This is a genomic window from Bacillus cereus group sp. MYBK108-1 (assembly GCF_051917185.1).
GTDB classification, from domain to species: Bacteria; Bacillota; Bacilli; order Bacillales; family Bacillaceae_G; genus Bacillus_A; species Bacillus_A cereus.
In genome coordinates, this window is sequence record NZ_JBQAHZ010000041.1 from 15,962 (window position 1) to 38,502 (window position 22,541).

Consider the following 22,541-nt stretch of genomic DNA (forward strand, 5'->3'; position numbering starts at 1 on the left):
TCTACTACATACGATTCTATATTTCTGCTTTATTATATCGTTTTAATTTCTATACGAACAAAAAAACAATACTTATTCAAGTATTGTTTTTTAATTCTATTCAATTACTTAATGTAGCTTTTTAAGGTTTTAATTTAACTCTTTGTAATCGTAATGCATTTAATACAACGGATACAGAACTAAATGCCATCGCTGCCCCAGCAACCCAAGGGGCTAAGAAACCTAATGCCGCAATTGGAATTCCTAACGCGTTATAAGCTAATGCCCAGAATAAATTTTGTTTAATATTTCTTATCGTCATTTTACTCATAAATATCGCATCAGCAATACTATTTAAGTCACCGCGGATTAACGTTATATCCGCTGCTTCCATCGCTACATCCGTTCCCGTTCCAATTGCCATACCAATGTTCGCTGTAGCAAGAGCAGGAGCATCATTTATCCCGTCTCCAACCATCGCTACTTTCTTACCATTTGCTTGCAGTTTTTTCACTTCTTCTGCTTTTCCTTCTGGCAATACTTCTGCAATTACGTGATCAATACCAACTTGCTTTGCAATTGCCTGAGCAGTTTGTGTATTATCTCCTGTAATCATCACAACGTCTAGACCCATTTTTTTCAGTCTTGCGATAGCTGCTTTTGAAGTATCTTTCACAGTATCTGCAACGGCAACTATACCAGCATATTCTTTATCGATTGCAATAAGCATTGCTGTTTTTCCTTCTCGTTCTAGCGCTTCCATTGATTTAGAAACTTCTTCAATATCAATATTGAATTTCTTCATTAATCGACGTGTACCAATTAATAAGTGTTTTCCTTCTACAACTGATTCGATACCAAATCCCGGAATCGCTTCAAACGTTTCTGAACTTGGGATATCAATTTTCTTTTCTTTAATTCCTTCTACAATCGCTTCTGCAAGCGGATGTTCAGAATTTCTTTCTGCTGCCCCTACTAATCTAAGCAGTTCATTTTCATTGAATCCATCTGCTACAATTACATCTGTTAATACCGGCTTCCCATTTGTCACTGTACCCGTTTTATCTAGAATAACCGTATCTAATCGGTGCGTTGCTTCTAAATGCTCTCCACCTTTAAATAAAATACCATACTCAGCCGATCTTCCTGATCCTGCCATAATAGATGTAGGCGTTGCAAGACCTAATGCACATGGACAAGCAATAACAAGTACTGCTATCATTTTCTCAAGTGCTCCGCCAAAATCACCAGGTGTAACAAATATCATCCATACTGCAAAGGTGATAATCGCAATCACAACTACAACCGGTACGAAAATACCTGAAATTTGATCTGCTACCCTTTGAATAGGAGCTTTTGAACCTTGTGCCTCTTCTACTACTTTAATAATTTGAGCTAATGCAGTATCTCTTCCTACCTTAGTTGCTTTCACTTTTAAAAATCCATTTTTATTTATTGTCGAACCTATTACTACATCCCCAATTGACTTATCAACAGGAATACTTTCACCCGTTAACATCGATTCATCAATTGCTGACTTTCCTTCTACAATCTCACCATCTACTGGTATTTTTTCACCAGGCTTTACATAGACGATATCACCAGCTACTACTTCTTCAATCAAAATTTTTATTTCTGTTCCATCTCGCACAACTGTAGCTGTCTTCGCTTGTAAACCCATCAATTTTTTAATTGTTTCTGATGAGCGCCCTTTTGCTTTCGCTTCAAATAATTTACCTAAAATAATTAATGTAATAAGTACCGCACTCGTTTCAAAATATAAATCTGTCATATGTTCCGAAGAACCAATAGATTGAATACTTAAATATACACTATAGAAGTACGCGGCCGACGTTCCAAGCGCCACGAGAACATCCATATTAGCACTTTTATTGCGTAACGCTTTATAAGCCCCAACATAAAACTGTCCACCAATGATAAATTGAACAGGAGTTGCAAGTGCTAGTTGCACCCAAGGGTTCATTAACATATCCGGTAAATAAATAAATGACGTAAATGAGAAATGACTAACCATTGCCCACAATAATGGGAAAGATAAAATAAACGAAATAATAAACTTCTTCTTTTGTCTTTCAATTTCTTGTAATCGATGATCAGTTGATGCATCTTGATCATCTGGTTTCACTTCTAATTTATATCCTAGCTTCGTAATCGCGCTCTTCATTTCATTTACATTAACTTCATCAGGGTTAAAGTCTACTGTGGCTGATTCTAAAGCAAAATTTACTGTCGCCTTGTTCACACCATCTAACTTATTTAAACGCTTTTCAACTCTATTTGCACATGCTGCACATGTCATTCCTGAAACAGTAAATTCAGCTTTATCACTTACAATTCCATATCCTAATGATTCAACTTTTTCTTTAAATTGTTGCGGATTTGTTTTAGTTGGATCGTACATTATTTTTGTTTTTTCAAGCGCAAAATTTACATTTGCCTCATGAACACCTTCTACTTTTTTTAGACCTTTTTCAATTCTATTTGCACATGCCGCACATGTCATTCCTAATATTTGAAGATTGGCCTCTTTTTTTTCATTCATGTCTCTCACCTCTATATACCCTTATGAGGTATAATGATTAGCAAAATAAATCGTACTTCATTTAAAGTACGATTTATTTCCATATCTAAAAATAATTATTGAACATCGTATCCTTGATCTTCGATTACAGCAACGATATCTTTTAATGTTACAGCAGACGAGTCGATAGTAACTTCAACAGTTCCTTCTGCTAATTGAACCTTCACTTGTTCAACACCGTTTAGCTCTTTCACACTGCTTTCGATAGCATTTACACAATGTCCACAAGACATACCTTCAACCTGTAATGTTAACTGTTCCATTTAAAATCCTCCTCTTGTTTATTCATTGTTTGTTAATCACAATTACATCTTACCATACCCCCCTAAGGTAATCAATGGTTTTGTATCATGATTTTTCAATTATTTTCTAAAAGTTTATTTTACACACACTTTTTCACTACAATACACCCAAATCCAATATGAGGGTAAACAAAAAAACAAGCCAGTTAAATACTAGCTTGTTTTTACGCTTTTGAAAAACGTTCAAATACTGTCATTAATTCTTCAATTGCTTCGTCACCATTTCCATTTTTAATAGCTCCTGAAACACAATGACTCGTATGATTTTTGAGAACGCCCATTCCTACTTTTTTCATCGCTGCATTAATCGCTGAAATTTGCACTAAAATATCTACGCAATAACGATCATTTTCAATCATGTTTTGAATACCGCGGACCTGTCCTTCAATTCTCTTTAATCTATTTATAATCTGTTCTTTTTCTTTTTCTGATCTATGTGTTACTGCTTCATGCTCTTTATGATCCATATTATCACCTTCTTAAAGTTTCTCTTCATCCAATAAAACAATTGTTTTTTATGAGTATATCAATTATAGCATTAAATATCTACGCATGATACCCCATAAGAGTATATTTACACTTTATGATTATTCTTAACAACGCATTAGCTTCTTAATCTCAATTTTCAGTATACCCTTTCCTTTTTGTCAAAAAATCATTATATCTCTCATCAAAATTCAATAAAGTGAAACAAGAATAAGCGGGGATTACCCGCCCCCGCTTATTCTTCGTCTATAATGTTTTAATTTAAATTTTCAGATATTTAACCTGAGAATTTTTTCTTTCCATATATAATTATTGCTGATCACATACTTTTGTATCATTCACTACTGAAGTTCCTTCAACGGTTACCGTATGAAAACAGTCATTTACTCGAACTGTCACAACATTATCTTGCCGATCAATGATATGATATTCATTAAAATTTTTATTTAGAGCACTGCGAATTTGTTCTCCTTCATAAATTGGAATGCCATGTGATAGAACCCAAATAAGTCCAGCGATAGCAAGAATAGTTTTCATACGATCTACCTCCTTGGGAATATAGTGAACTTTTCATCCATACTTTTTCAGCTCTACAAATCATGATCGGAATAAACCAAGCCTTTTTGGAAATAAGTTCATTTCGTCTATTTTATGTTTATGCTAATTGTGACCGATTTGTGACAACTTTTTGTCTCTTTAGACGAAAAGTTGAAACAAAACTTTCGAAAAGGACAATTCTACATATTAAAAAAGGTTATGGAATGTTTCATCCATAACCTTTTTTCCTATACGTAACTAATAAACCTCAATCCTTTACTTAAAGACGTCGGCACAACAGATGCATGATTCTCCCCTTCAGCTTCATAAAACTTAAATTTAAGTTTATCGTGGTTTACTTGGAGAAGGCGCTCTGATAATTCATTTGCACCTACAACCATATGCTCTCGTTCAAGTGATCCAACTGTAAGGAACACTCCTGTTTCAAACTTAGCATTGTTTAATTCATGTATAAGGTTCTCTTCTTTTTCAAGAACGGATTTATTATTCCACCATATAGATGGACTACTAATAAAATAATTTTGAAAAGCGTTTAAGTTTGTAAATAGTATATGCAAAGCAAATAGTCCACCTAAAGAATGTCCAAATAACGTCTGCTTACTTTTATCAATCTCAAAATTCTTTTCAATTTGTGGTTTCAGTTCTTCTTCAATAAAAGTAAAGAAATTATGTGCTCCTCCTGTTTTAGGCCACGGTCTACCGTCTGGTTTTAAAGGGGCATCTTTTGAAATTACGCTAGGCGTAAAATCATAGCACCTTTCTTCCCCTGAAAATGCGCCTTCAATCGGATAACCCACTCCAACTATAACAGCTGGTGAAACACCAGTTTTTTCCGCTCTTACTGATTGTATTTTAACTGCTTCATGAAATGTTTGAAAAAAGGCATTGCCATCTAATACGTAAATAACGGGATATCCTGAATCCGGTGCTGGTTGCCTCGGCTTTGAAATATGAATTTGATATTCCTTACCTTCTAATTTTGAATACATTTTCCACTGCTCTGTATTAGATGTTATAATCTGCTGTTTTTCAATTGTAGTATTCACCCTATCCCCCCCTTTTAACTTGTTACATATATTTCGATTTTTTCTTCTTGAGATACAACGCTATCATAACCGAAACAAACAGGAGCCCCATTATGCGGATCAATCATGACACGCGCATCAATATGAAATACTTCTTTTAACACTTCATTTGTAATGATTTCTTCTGGGCTACCAGTTGTAACAATTTCTCCTTCCTTCATTGCAATAATTTCATCTGAAAACCTTGATGCATGGTTAATATCATGTAATACCATAACAACCGTACAATTATGTTCTTTATTTAACTTCTCCACAATTTGTAATACATCTAATTGATGAGACATATCAAGGTATGTAGTTGGCTCATCTAATAGCAACACTTCTGTCTCTTGTGCTAATGCCATCGCTAGCCATACCTTTTGTCTTTGACCACCTGATAAATTTGCAATTTGTCTCGTTCGAAATTCAGAAGTTTTCGTTATATCTAATGCCCAATCAATCATTTCTTTATCTTTTGTCGTTAACTTATTTACGTTATTTCGATGTGGATAGCGTCCATAAGAAATTAATTCTTCCACTTTAAGCTCACCTGGTGCAATTGGAGTTTGCGGGAGTAAAGCTAACTGCTTCGCAATTTCTTTCGTTGGAATTGTATGTAAATCCTGTCCTTGCAAATATACTTTACCGCTTTTTTGTTTTAAAATTCTTCCCATTGTTTTTAACAATGTCGATTTACCGCAACCGTTTGGACCTATAATTGTCGTTACTTTTCCTTCTTGTATTTCCACATTTAAATCGCGAAACACTGTAAGCTTTTCATAACTTGTTTCTAAATTTTTTGCACTTAAAATACTCACTTTTATTCCTCCTCTTACGCTTTCGCCTTATAAAGTAAATATAAGAAATACGGTACACCGACAATAGAAATAACGATTCCAACTGGTAGCTCTACAGGTGTAAAAACTGTTTTCGCAATAAAGTCTGAAGCAATTACAAGAAACATTCCGATTACGCCGCACGTAGGAATTATATACTTATGTTGAATACCGACAAGCCTTTTCGCTATATGCGGTGCCATTAAGCCAATAAAACCGATACTCCCTGAAACAGCAACACATGCGCTCACAAGCCCGATACTACTTAATAGTAAAATCGATTTCTCTCTTTCTACTGAAACACCTAAACTTGTAATACTCGTTTCTTCCAATTGAAATAAATCTAATAAATAAGCTTTCTTTTGTATAAGCGGAATTAAGATAATAAGCCATGGTAACATAGCCACAATATACTTCCAGTTTGCACTATATATGCTTCCAGACACCCACACTGCGGCCATTTCAAAATCAGTTGACTTCATTTTGAGTGATAAGTACATAGAAAAGGCTCCAAATCCTGATCCAATTGCAATCCCTGTTAATAAAAGTCGCTGCGAATCTAATTTACCGTTTTTCCAAGAAAACAGATAAATGATGATAGCTGCACCTAATCCGCCTACTAAACCAAACATTGGCATCATCATAATAGAAACCCAGTCTGTGCTTTTTAATTGCCCTTGAAAGAAAAACATAAAAATGACAATCGCTGTTCCTGCTCCGGCATTTACGCCTAAAATACCTGGGTCCGCCAACCCATTTCTCGTAATCCCTTGAATAACGGCACCCGCAACACCAAGGCCTAATCCTACTAATCCAGCAATTACGATGCGCGGAAGGCGAAACTCAAAAATAACTAAATCATGTTCTGGTACTGGATCAATTCTAAACAGTGTTTTAAATACATCTGTAATCGTAATGTCGAACGTACCATTTGTTAAACTAATATAAATAGCACATAGTATTAAAAATATAATAATCCCCATCGTCATTCCGAAACGTTGACTTGAACTTTTAAGCATGTCTCTCTCCTCCTCTAGTACGGATTAAATAAAGGAAGAAAGGAATTCCAATTAAAGAGGTAACGACTCCAATAGGTGTTTCAAATGGATAGTTTACAAATCTACTCAAAACGTCACATAACGCTAAGAAAACGCCACCAATAACACCTGCACATGGCAAAATCCACTTATAATCTACCCCAATTATAAAGCGCGTAATGTGCGGAATAATTAAACCTACAAAACCAACTTTCCCCACTAAAGCAACTGCTGTTCCTGTTAAGAAAATTACCGATAAAATTGCCATCGCTTTAACTAGTTTTGTACGTTGCCCTAAATTAATAGAAACCTCTTCGCCTAATGAAAGAATGGTAATAGATTTTGATATTAACAATGCTAAAATTATTCCAATTATCCCAAACGGTATCGTGATTTTAATGATATTAAGATCTACTTGATCTAACTTTGCATTAAACCAAAAACTAACATTTTGAGAAATTTGGAAATACGAAGCCATTGCAGCCGATACACTACTTAAAAATGTTCCAATAACTGTTCCTATAATCGCTAACCTAACTGGTGATAAGCCATTTTGAAGGAGCGAACCAAAACCAAACACGATACCGGCTCCTAGTGCAGAACCAATCATTGAACATACAACCATACCAATTGATGACATTCCTGGAAGAAAAATCATGCTAAGTGTAATAACAAAGGCAGCGCCATCCGTCACACCCATAATAGAAGGGGATGCAAGATAGTTTCTTGTCATCCCCTGCATAAGTGCTCCTGATATGGCTAGAAATGCTCCGACTAAAAGAGCTGCAACTACCCTTGGTAAACGTGAAGTAATAATAATATTATGATTTACATCGCTTGAATCAAAATGAAATAATGCGTTCCACACTGTTTCAGCGTCAATACTTTTTGCCCCATACAAAATCGAAAGTATAATTGTAAATAAGATGAGTATGGGTGCTATACATAATATAGTTACTGGTACTGCATTTGTTTTCTGCATATCATTCAACGCACCTTACTTATTGTATTATTTAGATAAATTTTTCACGGCTTCTTTTAAGAATGCTGTTTTACTCCAAGCTGTACCACCTTGTGCCATTGGATCTACAACATTTACAAATACTTTCTTTTCCTTCGCAGCATTCATACTTTGCCAAATTGGATTACTTTCAATTTCTTCTAACACTTTCGGGTTTTTATTTTCACTTGCCTCATATTGTAAGAAAATATAATCTGGGTTAAGTTCAGCAAGTTTTTCAAATGAAATTTTCTCTTGTGCTTTTACAGTTTTCAATTGTTCTGGAGCAGTTAGTCCAAGATCTTTATAAATTACAGGGTTGAAGTATACTCCTTCTGGATATAGGAATAATTCGTTTGCTCTTAGTCTTATGACAAGTACTTTTTTATCTTTTAACTTATCTCCTAGTTTTGCTTTTGCTTTTTCAGCGTCCGAATTGTAATCCTTAATAATTTTTTCTGCTTTATCTTTTTTACCAGTTAATTCTCCCATTAACTTTAAGTTATCTTCCCAATTTGTTGAAACGTGTGATACCGGGAATGTAGGAGCTACTTTCGTAAACTTTTCAGCTGTTTCTGCTGGGAATTTCGTACTCGATGTAATAACATCTGGTTTTAATTGTAGTAATGTTTCGAAATTGGGTTGCATTTTCTCACCAACAGATTTAGCACCTTCTAACTCTTTTTCAAGATATTTTGGTAATTTACCACCTACAGTAATGGCACCAACTGGTTTAATTCCAAGTACTGCCGCATCTTCCATTGACTCTAAACTAGCTGTCGCAATTTTATCTACTTTTGCTGGCACTGTATACTCTTTACCTAAATATGTGATTTTTCGTTTTTCATCTTTTTTCGTTTCCGTAGCTTTTGTCTGTTGTTTTTGCTCGCCTGAAGTTTTATCCGCACTATTACATGCCGCTAAACCTACACTTAAAACTGTAACCATCCCTAAAGTAAATAATTTCTTGTTCATCTTTATATGTCTCCTCTCGAATTTTCAAACTATATTCTCAATAAAATTTAACTATATGAACTTTGTCCCATATATATATTTCATTAGATTAATAATTTTATCCAGAACTCATTCCCGTTCACTTCCCCTAGACTATAATTCTTTTACGCCTTCATCACTTGATAATCATTTTCACTGATAATGATTATCGTTACTAAGTATATATTTAATATGAAATTATTTCAAGAATGATTTGAAAAATTTTAACAAACTGAATTAAAAAAGAAGTATCTCCCTAATATTAGGGAGATACTTCTTTTTTTAGAAATTTATATGTAATTCAACTGGACAATGGTCTGACCCCATTACTTCACTATTAATTTTCGCTTCTGTTATTTGGTCTTTCATTCTTTCCGAAACAACAAAATAATCTAAACGCCATCCGATATTTTTCGCTCTCGCGCCCATACGATACGACCACCACGAGTATGCACCTTCTTGATTAGGATAAAGGTAACGATATGTATCAATAAATCCTTCTTCTAAAATACATGAAAATTTCTCTCGTTCCTCATCAGAGAATCCAGGATTTTTACGATTACTTTTCGGATTTTTCAAATCGATTTCTTTATGAGCAACATTTAAGTCTCCACAAAAAATAACTGGTTTCTTCTCATCTAATCGTTTGATATAGGACCTGAAATCATCTTCCCATTTCATTCTGTAATCTAATCGTTCTAATCCACGTTTTGAATTTGGTGTATATAACGTTATCATGTAAAAATCTTCGAATTCTAAAGTAATAAGTCGCCCTTCTTGATCATGCTCTTCAATGCCTAAACCATATGTAACTGAAAGCGGTTCTTTTTTCGAAAAAATAGCAGTTCCTGAATATCCTTTTTTCACAGCATAATTCCAGTATGTATAATATCCCTCTAAATTTAAATCAATTTGCCCTTCTTGTAATTTAATCTCTTGTAGACAAAATATGTCAGCACTTGATTCCTCAAGATATTCCAAAAATCCACCTTTTGCGATAACAGCTCGCAAACCATTTACATTCCATGAAATTAACTTCATCTATAGTCCTCCTCTTGATGTTTATTTCCAAATTTCATGCTATCACAAAATAGAAAACAATCATATTTTCACCTTTGTAATCTTGCTCTTACATTTATGAATACATACATACGCACTTTATTCAGGTTATACTAATTTCAGAGGTGATGTTCTATGCACAATGAAGGAGTTACATTAACAAATGAGTATTGGCAAGCAATTATTCATAATGATTCTTCCTATGATAGCAAATTCTTTTATGCTGTGAAATCAACTGGAATCTTTTGCAGACCATCATGCAAATCAAGAATACCGAATAGAAACAATGTACGAATTTTTCATCATGCAGAGCAAGCATTAAGTGAGAACTTTCGCCCGTGCAAACGTTGTAAGCCAAATGGGATCACTTTACCTAATGAAGAGTGGGTAGAACAAATTAAAGACTATATCGAAAAGCATTATGACGAATCCTTAACTCTCGACATGCTTGCGGAAATGTGTCACGGTAGCCCTTTTCATTTACAACGTACTTTCAAAAGAATAATAGGGTTAACTCCTATAGAATATATACAACAATTCAGGGTTCTTAAAGCAACCGAATACCTTTTACACACAAATCAATCTATTAAAGAAATTAGTACTGCTGTCGGGATAGAAAACCCAGAGTATTTCGCAACTTTATTTAAAAAGAAAACCGGATTTACTCCTACTGAATATCGAAAAAAGAACGAAATGAAAGAGGGATACGATAATGAATTCCTACAAAAATAATTATATATATTGGACGCTACTTACACATAAAAATTGGCGATTTCATATTGCTGCAACTGAAAATGGACTATGTTTCATTGGATCACAAGACGAAAACTTTGAAGAATTAAATATATGGGCTAGAAAAAAACTGCCCCAACATATATTGACCCATAGTCCAGATTACTTGCAAATATATACGCAAGAAGTTATCGAGTATTTAGAAAACAAGCGAGAAACTTTTACATTTCCTATCGATGCTTATGGAACTAATTTTCAATTATCTGTTTGGAATACGGTACGTGAAATTCCTTATGGAAAGACATATTCTTATACAGAAATTGCTGAAAGAATTCAAAAACCTAAAGCTGTGCGCGCCGTTGCTTCTGCTATTGCTGCTAACCCTCTTCTTATTACCATTCCTTGTCACCGCGTTATTGGGAAGAATGGGAAACTAACCGGATTTAGGGGTGGATTAGAAATGAAGAAAAAATTGCTTACATTAGAAAAGTTGCAGGTGGAATTCATATGACAGCAGAATATAATAGCGCATTATCTATAGCAGTTCCAAAAGAATTTTGTTTCCAAGAAAATTTACGTTATCTATCACGCTCTAACAATGAATGTATGTTCCATATTGAAGATAACAAAATTTATAAAGTTATCCCTGTTCAAGATGTAAATCCTTTAGTTGAAATTAGTGTGAATACAGATGGGAATATTCAAATACGTTGTTTAGAAGAACCATATACATCTGAAAAATCGATACGTGAAGCTGTAGTTAACTATGTAAAAGAATGGTTTGATTTAACTACTGATTTAGCCCCATTTTATACATTAGCTAAACATGATTTACTCCTTCAAGGACCAATTGAACAATATTATGGCCTTCGTACTTTAGGCATTCCAGACTTATTTGAGGCACTTTCCTGGGGAATTATCGGTCAACAAATTAACCTAACATATGCTTATACACTAAAAAGGAGATTAGTTGAGCAATTTGGAAGTTATGTAGAATGGGACGGTAGAAAACATTGGATATTCCCATCACCTGAAACAATTGCAAATCTACATGTAGAAAATCTTCAACAATTAAAAATGACGACTAGAAAATGTGAATATTTAATCGGTATTGCGAAGCTTATTACAGAGAGAAAATTATCAAAAGAGGATTTACTGCAAACACAAGATGTAAAGGTTGCTGAGAAACAATTAACTGCTATCCATGGTATAGGACCATGGACTGCCAACTATGTTTTAATGCGTTGTTTAAGATTTCCTTCGGCTTTTCCAATTGATGATGTTGGTCTGCATAATGCAATTAAATTTATAACAGGTTCCGAAAATAAACCGACAAAAAATGAAATAAAAGATTTCGCGGCAAACTGGGCTAATTGGGAGTCTTATGCGACTTTTTATTTGTGGCGAGTACTATATTAAAAGAACCAAGTAGCACATTCGTACTACTTGGTTCTTTTTTAAGCTTGCTCCTCAAAACGTCTTGCAATTTCCACAATAACTTGAACGGCTTTTTCCATAGTATCTACCGAAACATACTCAAATTTACCGTGATAGTTTTCACCACCAGTGAAAATATTCGGCGTCGGTAATCCCATATATGATAATTGTGATCCATCTGTGCCTCCGCGAATCGGATGAATATTTGGTTCAATGTCTAAACTTTTCATTGCTTCATATGCAATATCAACAATTTCTCTTACCGGTTCAATTTTTTCAAGCATGTTATAGTATTGATCATTCATTTCTAAAACGACTGCATCTTCGCCATATTTTTCTTGCATAGTCTTCACAATATTTTTAACGTTATTTTTACGTGCCTCAAAATTTTCACGATCAAAGTCTCGAATAATATAATATGCTTTACTTTGCTCAACATCACCATTTAAAGAAAGTAAATGATAGAATCCTTCATAGCCTTCTGTATATTCTGGCGCATCTTCTACTGGTAAATACCCATTAAACTCAATAGCAAGTTTAGTAGCATTGCGCATTTTATTTTTTGCTGTTCCAGGATGTGTATTCGTTCCGTTAAACGTTAACTTAGCACCTGCAGCATTAAAACTTTCATACTCTAAACCACCTAATGGACCTCCATCCATCGTATAAGCGAATGATGCACCAAACGCTTCTACATCAAAATGCGCTGGCCCACGACCAATTTCTTCATCCGGTGTAAATGCTACTCTTATTTTCCCGTGCTTAATTTGCGGATTATGTATTAAATGGTTCATTGCAACCATAATTTCTGTAAGACCAGCTTTATCATCTGCTCCTAGAAGTGTTGTACCATCAGTTGTAATAATGGTATGTCCTTTATATGATGGTAATTCCGGAAACTGCTCTGGTGTTAACACAACATTTAGCTCTTCATTTAACGTAATTGCATTACCATCAAAATTTTCATGAATTTGTGGTTTGACGTTTTTCCCTGTAAAGTCTGTTGCCGTATCTAAATGGGCTAAAAATCCGATTACAGGAACATCCTTGTCCGTATTAGCTGGAAGTGTTGCCATTACATAGCCATTATCATCCATCGTTACTTCTGTTAAACCAATTTCTTTTAGCTCTTCCACTAATAACTTACCAAACTCAATTTGTCCTGGTGTTGTTGGTACTGTATGACTTTCTTCATTTGATTGCGTATCAATTTTTACATATCTCGTAAATCTTTCAATAAGTTCTTGTTTCAAGTTCATTCACTCCCTTTTATGTTCCTCCCTCCATTATAATCCTTAAAACGAAATATTTTAACTTTTTTGACTGTGAAGATGTATATTTCATTTACATTGTTAACACTTTTACATAACAAAAAGAAAATTAGTGAACATATTTAAAGTACAGCTTAATACAAATAAATTCACCCTATTTACGACTCTCATCGCAAATAGGGTGTTTCTGTTTTTATCTCGCAATTTAAGAATATATACTACTCATTTACAATAAAAGTATATACATCATCATAAATACAGCCATTTACTTTAATCACATACTTCCCAGGTTTATTAAAACTAATTGTGTATTTATTTAACTGAATTGCTTCTTTATCTCCAGAAAGAATATCAATGCTTCTGCCACTTAATACATACAATTCATTTAGATTCATCGTTACATCAATTGTATTGAAATTTTCTACTTTCACTTGCTGTGCTTCCGCAACGCTTACACTTGGTTCTAAAAACAGTAATCCACTTAATCCAATCGTCCCCGCTAAAGCAACTCCCGCAAACTTTTTAATCTGTTTCATTACAATGACCTCCTTATAGATTTTACGTAAAGGCAATGTCCTCCCTTACACCACAAAGCCTATATGTAATGAAATGAAAAGTAAACGGGGACTGTAAGACAAAATTCTACATCTTTTTCTCCTATTGAATATAAATCCAACGTTTGGAATTTTGACACATTTAAAATTGTTTCCCTAAACCAATTTCTCCATAATTTATTCAAAGACTGAATAATTACTTATTTATTTAACATTCTAACAATAGTTGATAAAGATGCTTTCTATTCAAAAAAAGACTTTGCTATAAAAGTAACTTTTACAACAAAATCCATGCAACTAATTTTATTCAGCTTTCCATAATCTCTCTACATTCATTAATTGTTCTTCTTTAAATTCCATCTTATATATATCCGGTTTTGACGTATTCATTAAAAATTCAAAACCATATTGTTTATCAAAATAGTTCATCATTAATGTCATGACAAGCCCATGTGTACCAATTACAATTTTGCATCCTCGAAAATCCATTAAGATTTCTTTTAATACTTTCACTACTCTTCTCTGGCAATCTGCATATGACTCTCCTTCCGTTCGTGCAAAGTCCGGATTAGAGAACATCTTCTGTACAAGTGGATACACCTCTTTGTCTGATATAACCTGATCCTCACTTGAAAACATACACTCTTTAAGATTTTCATATACTACTATTTCTTTTTCATGGAAATTAGCTGACTCCTCTATCGTTAGCATAGCCCGATTATAAGGACTGGAAATAAAAGTATCAATCCTCTCCGCTTTTAATATGTCAGTTACTCTACGGGCATCCATATGTCCCCTCTCAGTTAATCCACGCATTCTTTCATTTCCTTCTAGTTTTGGTGATTCACCATGTCTAACCATATAAATATATGTGCTCATAATTTCTCCTTAAAATTTTTTATAAAGTGAAACTTTAATCAGCCCTCACTAATCGGGCTGCCCGGCAAATAGCGAGATAAGTTAATAAATCACGTTCATTTATCCCATTTCAACACTTAGGGGTAATACTAAAATACTTTATAAACTGTGCTGATTTGTTCGTCTAATCCATTCTCCTACTAAACTCTCAAATAATTCAGGCTGCTCAATTTGCAAATTATGCCCTGCCATATCTAACACTGCTAATGTTGCCCTTGGATATTCTTCAATAATTTCTATAATATTTTGATAACCTACTGATATATCTTGTCTTCCAGTCAGTAAAAGAACGGGATTTTCATATTTTTCATGCTGAAAATCCATAGTAAGAGAGTAATTCTTTTGCAACCTTTCAATAAATTCATAATTAGCAACATCTAACCCAGGCTTAATTTCTTCTTTAAATCGCTTATATGTATATTCATTTGCTATTACAGCTAACTCACAAAACTCCTCTCTTTCTGTGGAAGTGAGCGTATTTAAAAATTCCTCATCTTGTACAATTACCTGTTTATCTGGAAGAATCCTTTTTTCTGGCTCCGCTACAACAACAGGACATACTAATAGTAATCCGCTAACTCTCTCAAACATCTTTGCAAGTATACCTTTGGCTAAATAGCCTCCATATGATTCTCCTACCAATAAAAATTTTTCAGTAGAAATGATTTCCTCAATAAATGTGATAAGCACTTCTACTATACGATCTGAACTATTTATCCAATTTGGAGCATTCGATTTTCCCATTCCAGGTAAATCAATATATATTCGCTTATAACCTTCATATTTCTGAAATACTGATTCCATACATTTCATCATTAACCTATGGTCAGGGGCGCAGCCATGTATGATAATGACCGGTTTACCCTCTCCCACAATTTCATAGTATATTTCTGCATCTTTAATTCGATATATCATAAAAAAGCCTCCCTATTTAGTGGCAATACTATTCCACTCTGTAAGAATACACGTTCTTATTTTATATCTTTTCTCAACATTTTCACAAATATTAATCTTCAGATTAAAAATAAAAAGCTCACCAAAAAAAGATACTCATCATTTTATATGCAATTTTGCATCTCCACTTACAAATCACTAAAAAAACTTTACAATTCAAAGGATGACTAAATATACAATTTCTATTTAAAGTCTTGATACCGTCTATACTATCAACCGCAATATTTTTTCAACCTTAAGAATACTTACACTCTTTAACACTTTCCTTATAAACATGATTTTTATAAGGAAATCTGATACAATTCTTAAATAATATTATTATGTATAGATATAACGAACATAGTGCATAATTAAAGAAGGTGATTTCATTGAAATTAAATAAAAATTTACAATTATGTATATTAATCGGAACATTAATATGCTATTCAATCTATTTTATGTTTTTCTATCTGTTCCCTACTCATTTTTCAAATTCAGATGTACGCTTCGCTTCACTTGTCGTTGAAGCCATTACATTTGTATCACTGATTTACTCTATATATTCTAAAAAAGTCAGTTCAAATCCGTTTTGGATATGTATTACAATAGCAATTGGTAGTTTTTTATTAGGGAAAATAGTATATACATATCAAGATAGCTTCTTCGAAATTCCAATACATCGTTTTACGGTTTCTGATGTATTTTACATGTTTTTTCTATTTTTCTGTCTTATCGCTTTCTGCTATAAAATCTTAAAGGAATGCAATAAATGGGAAAAAGCGTTCTTTATTTGTGATATATGCATAGTGCTTACTTCCATATTTACATTAGAATGGTATTTATTTAATCAACCAAATTTAAATATATTCGCTCTTTCACTAGGAGATGTTTTCCTTTCATTTTTATACCCAATTGCAGATTTATTATTTCTACTGCTAGGTGTTAGTCTCTTTTTCCGTCCAACAATTTTTAATTCCAAACGGAAAATTTATATCTTTATTTTTGTATTAATAAGTTCTGCAACTTTTAACTATATTTATTTTTACTTAAATAATCACTTATCAACTGAAACGATAATATTATTACGTCTTTTATATAGAATACCTATATTACTTATTGCAATAGCTGGCTCTATTTCAGAAGATCATAATAGCCATAAAAATTATTTCCTTGTAAACCCTATAATAGGAAAAAAAGCTTTAGTTGTATTTCCCTATCTTGCTGTTGCAATACTAATCGGGTTTACATTAAAAGAACAAACATCATCTTCAACTCTCATTACAGGAAATTGTATTACTTTTATTTTCGTACTCATTCGTCATTCTATCGTACGTATGCAAAACAATTCCTTAACAAAACGTTTGCAGGCATTTAATGCCCAACTAGAAGAAAAAGTTACTTTACGGACTTCTGATTTAGTTCATAAATCAGAGGCTCTTTCTCAAAAACAACAAAAATTCAAATCATTATATGAATATCATCCTGACCCTATTTTCACCATTGATTTAAATGGAATATTCTTAAATGTAAATAAGGCTGGGAGTGTACTACTTGGAGCACCAACAGATGAGTTACTCGGTGAAACTTGTTTTTCGATTATTTTAGATGAAGATAAGCATAAGCTAGCATTGGCGTTAGAGAAAGTGAAACAACAAGAATCGGCATCCTTACAACTTAGTTCTCAATATAAAGATGGCTTTACTTATTTTTTATACGTTACAATCATTCCTATTATAATAGACGGACAAATTTCAGGAAGCTATATTATGGTGAAAGATATTACTGCACTAAAAAAACAGCAAGAAGAAATAAAATATTTAGCATTCCATGACACTGTAACGAAAATTGGTAACCGTGCCTTTTTCCATAAGAAATTAAAGAGAGTTATAAAAAATGCTGAAATAACAGAAAGCGAGTTTGCATTATTATATTTAGATTTAGATCGCTTTAAAGCAATTAACGATACACTTGGACATTCATCAGGAGACTACATATTAGAAGAAGTAGCAAAGCGCTTCCAATCATGTCTTCCATCACATACTCATCTTTCAAGAATCGGTGGCGATGAATTTACAATCATAATTGAAAACTATACTGACGAAGATTACTTATTCCAACTATGTAACCAATTATTTAAATGCATGAAAAAGTCATTTATCATACATGAGCATAAATTAACTTTATCACTAAGTATCGGCATCGCTATTTATCCACATTCCGGAATCGATACCGCTACACTTCTGAAAAACGCTAATGTTGCAATGTATGATGCAAAAGCAAAAGAACTTAACTCTGTATCTATTTATGACGATGTAATCGCTAAAAAAATTGAAAGACGATTGCGATTAGAAAAAGATTTACCAAACGCACTACAAAATGAAGAATTGTTCCTTTTGTATCAACCTCAAGTTGATAGTGAATCTAATAAAATTATCGGTGCAGAAGCTTTAATTAGGTGGAATCATCCTGAATTAGGTATTATTTCTCCATACGAGTTTATTCCGATTGCAGAAGAAACACTACAAATTATTTCAATAGGTAAATGGACATTAGAGCAGGCTTGTAAACAAATGAAACGTTGGCACGCACTCGGATATTCACATTTAAAAATAGGTGTAAATTTATCTGCTAAGGAATTTGAACAAGAGGATTTTGTAAAATCTATTTCTTCTACTTTAACAAATACAGGTTTACCAGCAAGCTCTCTTGATCTTGAATTAACAGAGCGAATTGCAATGATGGATGAGCGAGAAACATTGATAAAACTGCGTACACTAAAAAGTTTAGGGATTCACATTTCTATCGACGATTTTGGTACAGGTTATTCTTCGCTAGCCTACTTACCTTTGTATCCAATTGATACGTTAAAAATCCCGAGAGAATTTATTACAATGTCTGAAACATGTGATGATGGAATGGAAATTATTAAAACGATCATCACATTAGCAAATACATTAGGAATGTCTGTCATTGCTGAAGGTGTAGAAACGAAAGAGCACGTAAATTTCCTCCAAAAAAATAAATGTCAGTTTATTCAAGGTTATTATTACAGTAAACCTATTCATATTCATGCATTTACTGAGCTATTAGAAAACGGCATTCACCGATAGTACATAACTAATTAGAACAAATATAGCAAAAAGGAAAGAAGATACCTTCTTTCCTTTTGTTTTTCTATTTACATTTCTATTACTTCACCACTTCATTTATTATATCTATTATTTGATGAATTCCCTCATCATTTGTTTTCTTATATCCATTCATGTTTTGAATATATTTCTCCTTATTTGTATACAACTTATTTACTGCATGTATAAATGTATTCGTACTTACTCTGTCTTGGAGTATAACTTCCGCATATCCTTGCCGTGAAAAATATTCAGCATTTAAAACTTGATCTCCCCTACTGGAACTGTTAGTTAACGGGATAAGCAACATCGGTTTCTTCAAAAATAACAATTCAGAAATAGCAGTAGAACCCGCTCTAGAAACTACAACACTTGCCATATTTAGTATATGCGGCAACTCGTCGCCTATATATTCAAATTGCATATATCCCTCCATGCCAATAGATGGGTCTACCTTCCCTTTACCACATATATGAATAATATTAAAGTTTAATAGTATTGTATCTAAACATTCCCTTACCATATCATTTATCCACTTAGCACCTTGACTCCCACCCATAATTAATAATACTGGTTTATCTTGCTGAAATTCACAATATCTTCTTCCTCGTAATACGTTACCCTTCTCAATTTCTTCCCTTACAATTGGTCCTACATAAACCTTCTTCTCATTACTTACATTTTCTCCTGTCTGAGGAAATGTTGTGCATAGCTTTGTAGCAAAAGGTAATGCTATTTTATTGGCAAGCCCTAATGTGCTATCTGGTTCACGTATAATTATAGGCACACGATTTAACCATGCTCCTATAGCTACAGGAACTGAAACAAATCCTCCTGCTGAAAAGATAACGTCAGGCTTTGTTTTCTTAATTAAATTATAACTTTGTAAACAACCGCGTATAATTTTAAAAGGATCTTTAAAATTATCCCAATCCCAATATCTCCTAAGCTTTCCCGTTGAAACACTATTGTATTTAACATTTTGCACTAATGATTTTTCAATTCCATTTTTGGATCCAATATACTCGACTCTCCAGCCTTTCTCTATAAATTTAGGAATTAATACAATATTAATCATAACGTGTCCGGCTGTACCGCCCCCAGTAAAAAGAATCGTTTTGCTCATAACTTATACCCACCTTTATTATTAAAAATCTAGCTTTCTCTTTACCTTTTAAATGTAAATAAACTTATTATTTTTTATATAAATCTTTAACTCCACCTCTATATCTTGTAAAAGATCGTTAATGAGTTCATAAAAATCATTTCCATACTCACTACACTCGTATTGAGCAAAGATTTGAATCACATATCTAGTTTCCGTCTCTAATGCTGACTTTATTCGATTAACCCTTTTTTCTTCTACATACGCTTGATATTTATGTATTGCCTCATAAATAAGCAATACATGCGCTTCTTCATCTCTCCAGTCCAGCGTATCAACAATTGAAAGAAATAGCGTATTTTGATTATCTATTACTTCATAACCATTCATATATTTCTTACACCCTTTTTTGTTTTTCATTGCATGCAGATGTCACTACACTTCGCATACTCAAGTACATCTTTTAATGATTGATGAAATTCAATTTCTGGGATCCAACCTAAATTTTTTATTTCCTCTGTTGCTAAACTCTCATTTGAGTCGCTCCCACTTTTCTCTGTTTCCTCTATAAAAAAATTTAGCTGTGTTAATTCTTTATATTGTTCTAGTACATCTAATAAAGATCGTTTTACTCCTGATCCGATATTATATTGTTTTCCATTTATTCCATCTCGTAATAACACATGATACGCTTTGACCGCATCACGTACATCTAGAAAATCTCTACTATCTTTCAAACTGTTTACTTCGATAATAGCCTTACTTCTACCTGATTCTATATCTATTATTTTCTTTGCGAGAATCGAACAAATACCATTCGATACCCCTGGACCAATTAAGTTTGAGGGCTTTGCAATGATAATATTTGAATCCATTAATCCTCCCCAAGCCTCTGCAATAATGACTTGCATCGTTTTACTTAAACTATATGGATTTGAAATTTTCATTTCGTTCATACTATCTGCTTGCAAAGCAGATCCTATAACTAATGTTCTACAATGCGAGGCTTCTTGCTTAATTGCTTCTAATAAATATAACGTTCCTATTACATTAATCTCTATATACTCAAGAGCAGCTGTCCAAGATTCTATAACCGAATTCCTTCCTGCTAAATGCAATACGTAGTCTGGCTTTATTTGTTTCATTACCTTCATTACTTCGCTCTTATTAGTTAAATTACACGTAATACCATTTCTAATTTTTTCTCTATGTGCACGATTTTGAAACATAGGAATTACATGAAAGCCCTGCTCTAAAAAATAGTGGCAAGCATGGCGGCCTGTGAAACCATTTGCACCAGTTATTAAAAGGCTCGCATTTTTTTTCATCGCAAAAACCCTCCTTTTAATAGCATTTGTTTCACCTCATGTTTTGCAAGTAAATCTTGTTGAGAACTAAAACTCTTCACATCCACTAGCGGATAGCTAGAATAATATTCTTGAAGTCCTTCGATAGGAATCGTCGGTAGTACCACAAAATAATTTTGATTAAAACTTATACTTGTTTTACTCTCTACCTCAGATAGAAGCATTTCACTTAATTTTTCACCCGGTCTTATCCCTACCTCTTTCACCTTAATATTTTCTTTTTTTGAATCTTCAATTAATATTTCCGCTAAATCTGTTATTTTACATGCCGGCATTTTCATAACAAAGATTTCCCCGCCTCTACCTTGATATACGGCTTTAAATAACAATCCAACAGCATCTTCAACTGTTAAGAAAAATCTAGTCATATTCGCATCGGTAATCCCTACTTCTGAAGATCTTTTAATTTGTTGTTTAAAAAGCGGTACTACACTTCCACTCGTTCCTAAAACATTTCCACCACGAACACAAATGAATTTTGTTTTCTTCGTTTGTATATTCGCATGAACCATTAATTTTTCACCAATTGCTTTTGTCATCCCATACGTATTTGATGGATCAGCTGCTTTATCCGTTGAAACATATATAACTTTTTCAACTTGCATCTGTGTAGAGGCTTCAATTACATTTTGCGTACCATGTATGTTAGTTTTTATAGCTTCATAAGGATAATACTCACATACTGGAACGTGTTTTAAAGCTGCAAGATGGAATACATAATGTACACCTTGGCATGCATAGACTAGTTGATCTTTATCACGAATATCTCCAATAATAAATTTTAGCCTATCATCATTTATAAACTGTTGCTGCATTTCAAACTGAACCGTTTCATTTCTTGAAAAAACTCTAATTTCTTTCGGTGATTTTTCTAATAGTTGTTTTATAAGTTCATGCCCCCACGAACCTGTACCACCAGTAATTAAAATTATTTTATTTAACATTCCTTTTCCTCCTACGAAACATCTCAATTTAAATAATATTTATTGAATTATTTTCAATTGATTCAAATCATAATCGTCGTTTGTTACATTTAATTGACAAAATAAAAAAACAGAAACTATTAAACTGAACTGACCCCATAAAGTTAGACAGGTCGTTTCATTAGGCAGCCTTTAGGGCATGAGTTCGATATTGTACCGGACTCATGCCTTTTAGTTTTGCCTTAATTCTTTTGTGA

At 33.3% G+C, this 22,541-nt stretch carries 23 protein-coding genes; 4 read left to right on the top strand and 19 right to left on the bottom strand.

Features of this window, described 5'->3' with window-relative positions; translation table 11 throughout:
- Positions 1-121 precede the first annotated feature (121 nt).
- The 10 genes from ACTFSL_RS29655 to ACTFSL_RS29700 all read right to left on the bottom strand — a co-directional run bounded on the left by ACTFSL_RS29655 (position 122) and on the right by ACTFSL_RS29700 (position 9,898).
- Positions 122-2,542 carry a heavy metal translocating P-type ATPase gene (locus ACTFSL_RS29655; RefSeq protein WP_440042863.1) on the bottom strand — a complete coding sequence of 807 codons (2,421 nt, stop codon included), beginning with the start codon at positions 2,540-2,542 and terminating at the stop codon, positions 122-124.
- Between the two features lie 95 nt (positions 2,543-2,637).
- On the bottom strand, positions 2,638-2,844 hold the full coding sequence (copZ, locus tag ACTFSL_RS29660; protein WP_000436973.1) for a copper chaperone CopZ: 207 nt from the start codon (positions 2,842-2,844) through the stop codon (positions 2,638-2,640).
- A 203-nt stretch (positions 2,845-3,047) separates the two neighbouring features.
- On the bottom strand, positions 3,048-3,350 hold the full coding sequence (locus tag ACTFSL_RS29665) for a metal-sensing transcriptional repressor (RefSeq protein ID WP_000349637.1): 303 nt from the start codon (positions 3,348-3,350) through the stop codon (positions 3,048-3,050).
- Between the two features lie 328 nt (positions 3,351-3,678).
- Positions 3,679-3,906 (bottom strand): hypothetical protein, encoded by a 228-nt coding sequence (locus ACTFSL_RS29670; protein ID WP_000849103.1) that lies wholly within the window; start codon positions 3,904-3,906, stop codon positions 3,679-3,681.
- Positions 3,907-4,154: 248 nt separating this feature from the next.
- On the bottom strand, positions 4,155-4,973 hold the full coding sequence (locus ACTFSL_RS29675) for an alpha/beta hydrolase (RefSeq protein WP_025687335.1): 819 nt from the start codon (positions 4,971-4,973) through the stop codon (positions 4,155-4,157).
- Between the two features lie 14 nt (positions 4,974-4,987).
- Complete coding sequence (locus tag ACTFSL_RS29680; protein WP_000025765.1) at positions 4,988-5,809, bottom strand: ABC transporter ATP-binding protein; 822 nt, start codon at positions 5,807-5,809, stop codon at positions 4,988-4,990.
- Positions 5,810-5,823: 14 nt separating this feature from the next.
- The gene (locus ACTFSL_RS29685) at positions 5,824-6,846 is read right to left on the bottom strand and encodes a FecCD family ABC transporter permease (protein WP_000920450.1); all 1,023 of its coding nucleotides are present in this window, start codon (positions 6,844-6,846) and stop codon (positions 5,824-5,826) included.
- The gene (locus ACTFSL_RS29690) at positions 6,839-7,846 is read right to left on the bottom strand and encodes a FecCD family ABC transporter permease (protein ID WP_001173041.1); all 1,008 of its coding nucleotides are present in this window, start codon (positions 7,844-7,846) and stop codon (positions 6,839-6,841) included. The genes ACTFSL_RS29685 and ACTFSL_RS29690 overlap by 8 nt, the downstream gene beginning before the upstream one ends.
- Positions 7,847-7,873: 27 nt before the next feature.
- On the bottom strand, positions 7,874-8,839 hold the full coding sequence (locus tag ACTFSL_RS29695) for an iron-hydroxamate ABC transporter substrate-binding protein (protein ID WP_001035506.1): 966 nt from the start codon (positions 8,837-8,839) through the stop codon (positions 7,874-7,876).
- 300 nt (positions 8,840-9,139) lie between these two features.
- Positions 9,140-9,898, bottom strand: a complete 759-nt coding sequence (locus ACTFSL_RS29700) for an exodeoxyribonuclease III (protein WP_000767621.1) — start codon at positions 9,896-9,898, stop codon at positions 9,140-9,142.
- Between the two features lie 153 nt (positions 9,899-10,051).
- Here ACTFSL_RS29700 and ACTFSL_RS29705 point away from each other — a divergent pair, with 153 nt between their 5' ends.
- Genes ACTFSL_RS29705 through ACTFSL_RS29715 form a run of 3 tightly spaced genes read left to right on the top strand, consistent with a single transcriptional unit; the run spans position 10,052 to position 12,067 of the window.
- Entirely contained in the window at positions 10,052-10,648 is a 597-nt protein-coding gene (locus ACTFSL_RS29705) for a bifunctional transcriptional activator/DNA repair enzyme AdaA (protein WP_000551322.1), read from the top strand.
- Positions 10,629-11,159: a methylated-DNA--[protein]-cysteine S-methyltransferase gene (locus tag ACTFSL_RS29710; RefSeq protein ID WP_001089840.1), complete on the top strand. Its 531-nt coding sequence runs from the start codon at positions 10,629-10,631 to the stop codon at positions 11,157-11,159. Before ACTFSL_RS29705 ends, ACTFSL_RS29710 begins: the two co-directional genes overlap by 20 nt.
- The gene (locus ACTFSL_RS29715; RefSeq protein ID WP_000123504.1) at positions 11,156-12,067 is read left to right on the top strand and encodes a DNA glycosylase; all 912 of its coding nucleotides are present in this window, start codon (positions 11,156-11,158) and stop codon (positions 12,065-12,067) included. The genes ACTFSL_RS29710 and ACTFSL_RS29715 overlap by 4 nt, the downstream gene beginning before the upstream one ends.
- A gap of 38 nt (positions 12,068-12,105) precedes the next feature.
- Here the strand turns inward: ACTFSL_RS29715 and pepT are convergent, their stop codons facing one another.
- The 4 genes from pepT to ACTFSL_RS29735 all read right to left on the bottom strand — a co-directional run bounded on the left by pepT (position 12,106) and on the right by ACTFSL_RS29735 (position 15,743).
- Positions 12,106-13,338, bottom strand: a complete 1,233-nt coding sequence (gene pepT, locus ACTFSL_RS29720) for a peptidase T (protein WP_440042866.1) — start codon at positions 13,336-13,338, stop codon at positions 12,106-12,108.
- A gap of 236 nt (positions 13,339-13,574) precedes the next feature.
- Entirely contained in the window at positions 13,575-13,892 is a 318-nt protein-coding gene (locus ACTFSL_RS29725) for a hypothetical protein (RefSeq protein ID WP_000809495.1), read from the bottom strand.
- A gap of 321 nt (positions 13,893-14,213) precedes the next feature.
- The gene (locus ACTFSL_RS29730; protein WP_000109179.1) at positions 14,214-14,789 is read right to left on the bottom strand and encodes a histidine phosphatase family protein; all 576 of its coding nucleotides are present in this window, start codon (positions 14,787-14,789) and stop codon (positions 14,214-14,216) included.
- Positions 14,790-14,927: 138 nt separating this feature from the next.
- Entirely contained in the window at positions 14,928-15,743 is an 816-nt protein-coding gene (locus tag ACTFSL_RS29735; protein ID WP_000640334.1) for an alpha/beta fold hydrolase, read from the bottom strand.
- A 407-nt stretch (positions 15,744-16,150) separates the two neighbouring features.
- On the opposite strand from ACTFSL_RS29735, the gene ACTFSL_RS29740 reads away from it, so the two are divergent.
- Positions 16,151-18,871: a sensor domain-containing protein gene (locus ACTFSL_RS29740; protein WP_440042869.1), complete on the top strand. Its 2,721-nt coding sequence runs from the start codon at positions 16,151-16,153 to the stop codon at positions 18,869-18,871.
- A 79-nt stretch (positions 18,872-18,950) separates the two neighbouring features.
- Here ACTFSL_RS29740 and ACTFSL_RS29745 read toward each other — a convergent pair whose 3' ends face one another.
- The 5 genes from ACTFSL_RS29745 to ACTFSL_RS29765 form a co-directional block, all read right to left on the bottom strand.
- The gene (locus tag ACTFSL_RS29745; protein ID WP_440042871.1) at positions 18,951-20,015 is read right to left on the bottom strand and encodes an undecaprenyldiphospho-muramoylpentapeptide beta-N-acetylglucosaminyltransferase; all 1,065 of its coding nucleotides are present in this window, start codon (positions 20,013-20,015) and stop codon (positions 18,951-18,953) included.
- Positions 20,016-20,063: 48 nt separating this feature from the next.
- A complete protein-coding gene (locus tag ACTFSL_RS29750) occupies positions 20,064-20,414 on the bottom strand; it encodes a DUF6572 domain-containing protein (protein WP_002164458.1) in 351 nt (116 codons plus the stop codon).
- Positions 20,411-21,322: an NAD-dependent epimerase/dehydratase family protein gene (locus tag ACTFSL_RS29755; RefSeq protein ID WP_000739077.1), complete on the bottom strand. Its 912-nt coding sequence runs from the start codon at positions 21,320-21,322 to the stop codon at positions 20,411-20,413. Before ACTFSL_RS29755 ends, ACTFSL_RS29750 begins: the two co-directional genes overlap by 4 nt.
- Positions 21,319-22,305: a UDP-N-acetylglucosamine 4,6-dehydratase family protein gene (locus ACTFSL_RS29760; RefSeq protein ID WP_017672883.1), complete on the bottom strand. Its 987-nt coding sequence runs from the start codon at positions 22,303-22,305 to the stop codon at positions 21,319-21,321. Before ACTFSL_RS29760 ends, ACTFSL_RS29755 begins: the two co-directional genes overlap by 4 nt.
- Before the next feature lie 160 nt (positions 22,306-22,465).
- Positions 22,466-22,541 (bottom strand): IS3 family transposase (locus ACTFSL_RS29765; RefSeq protein ID WP_242259570.1); only part of this gene is annotated, 76 nt, incomplete at its 5' end.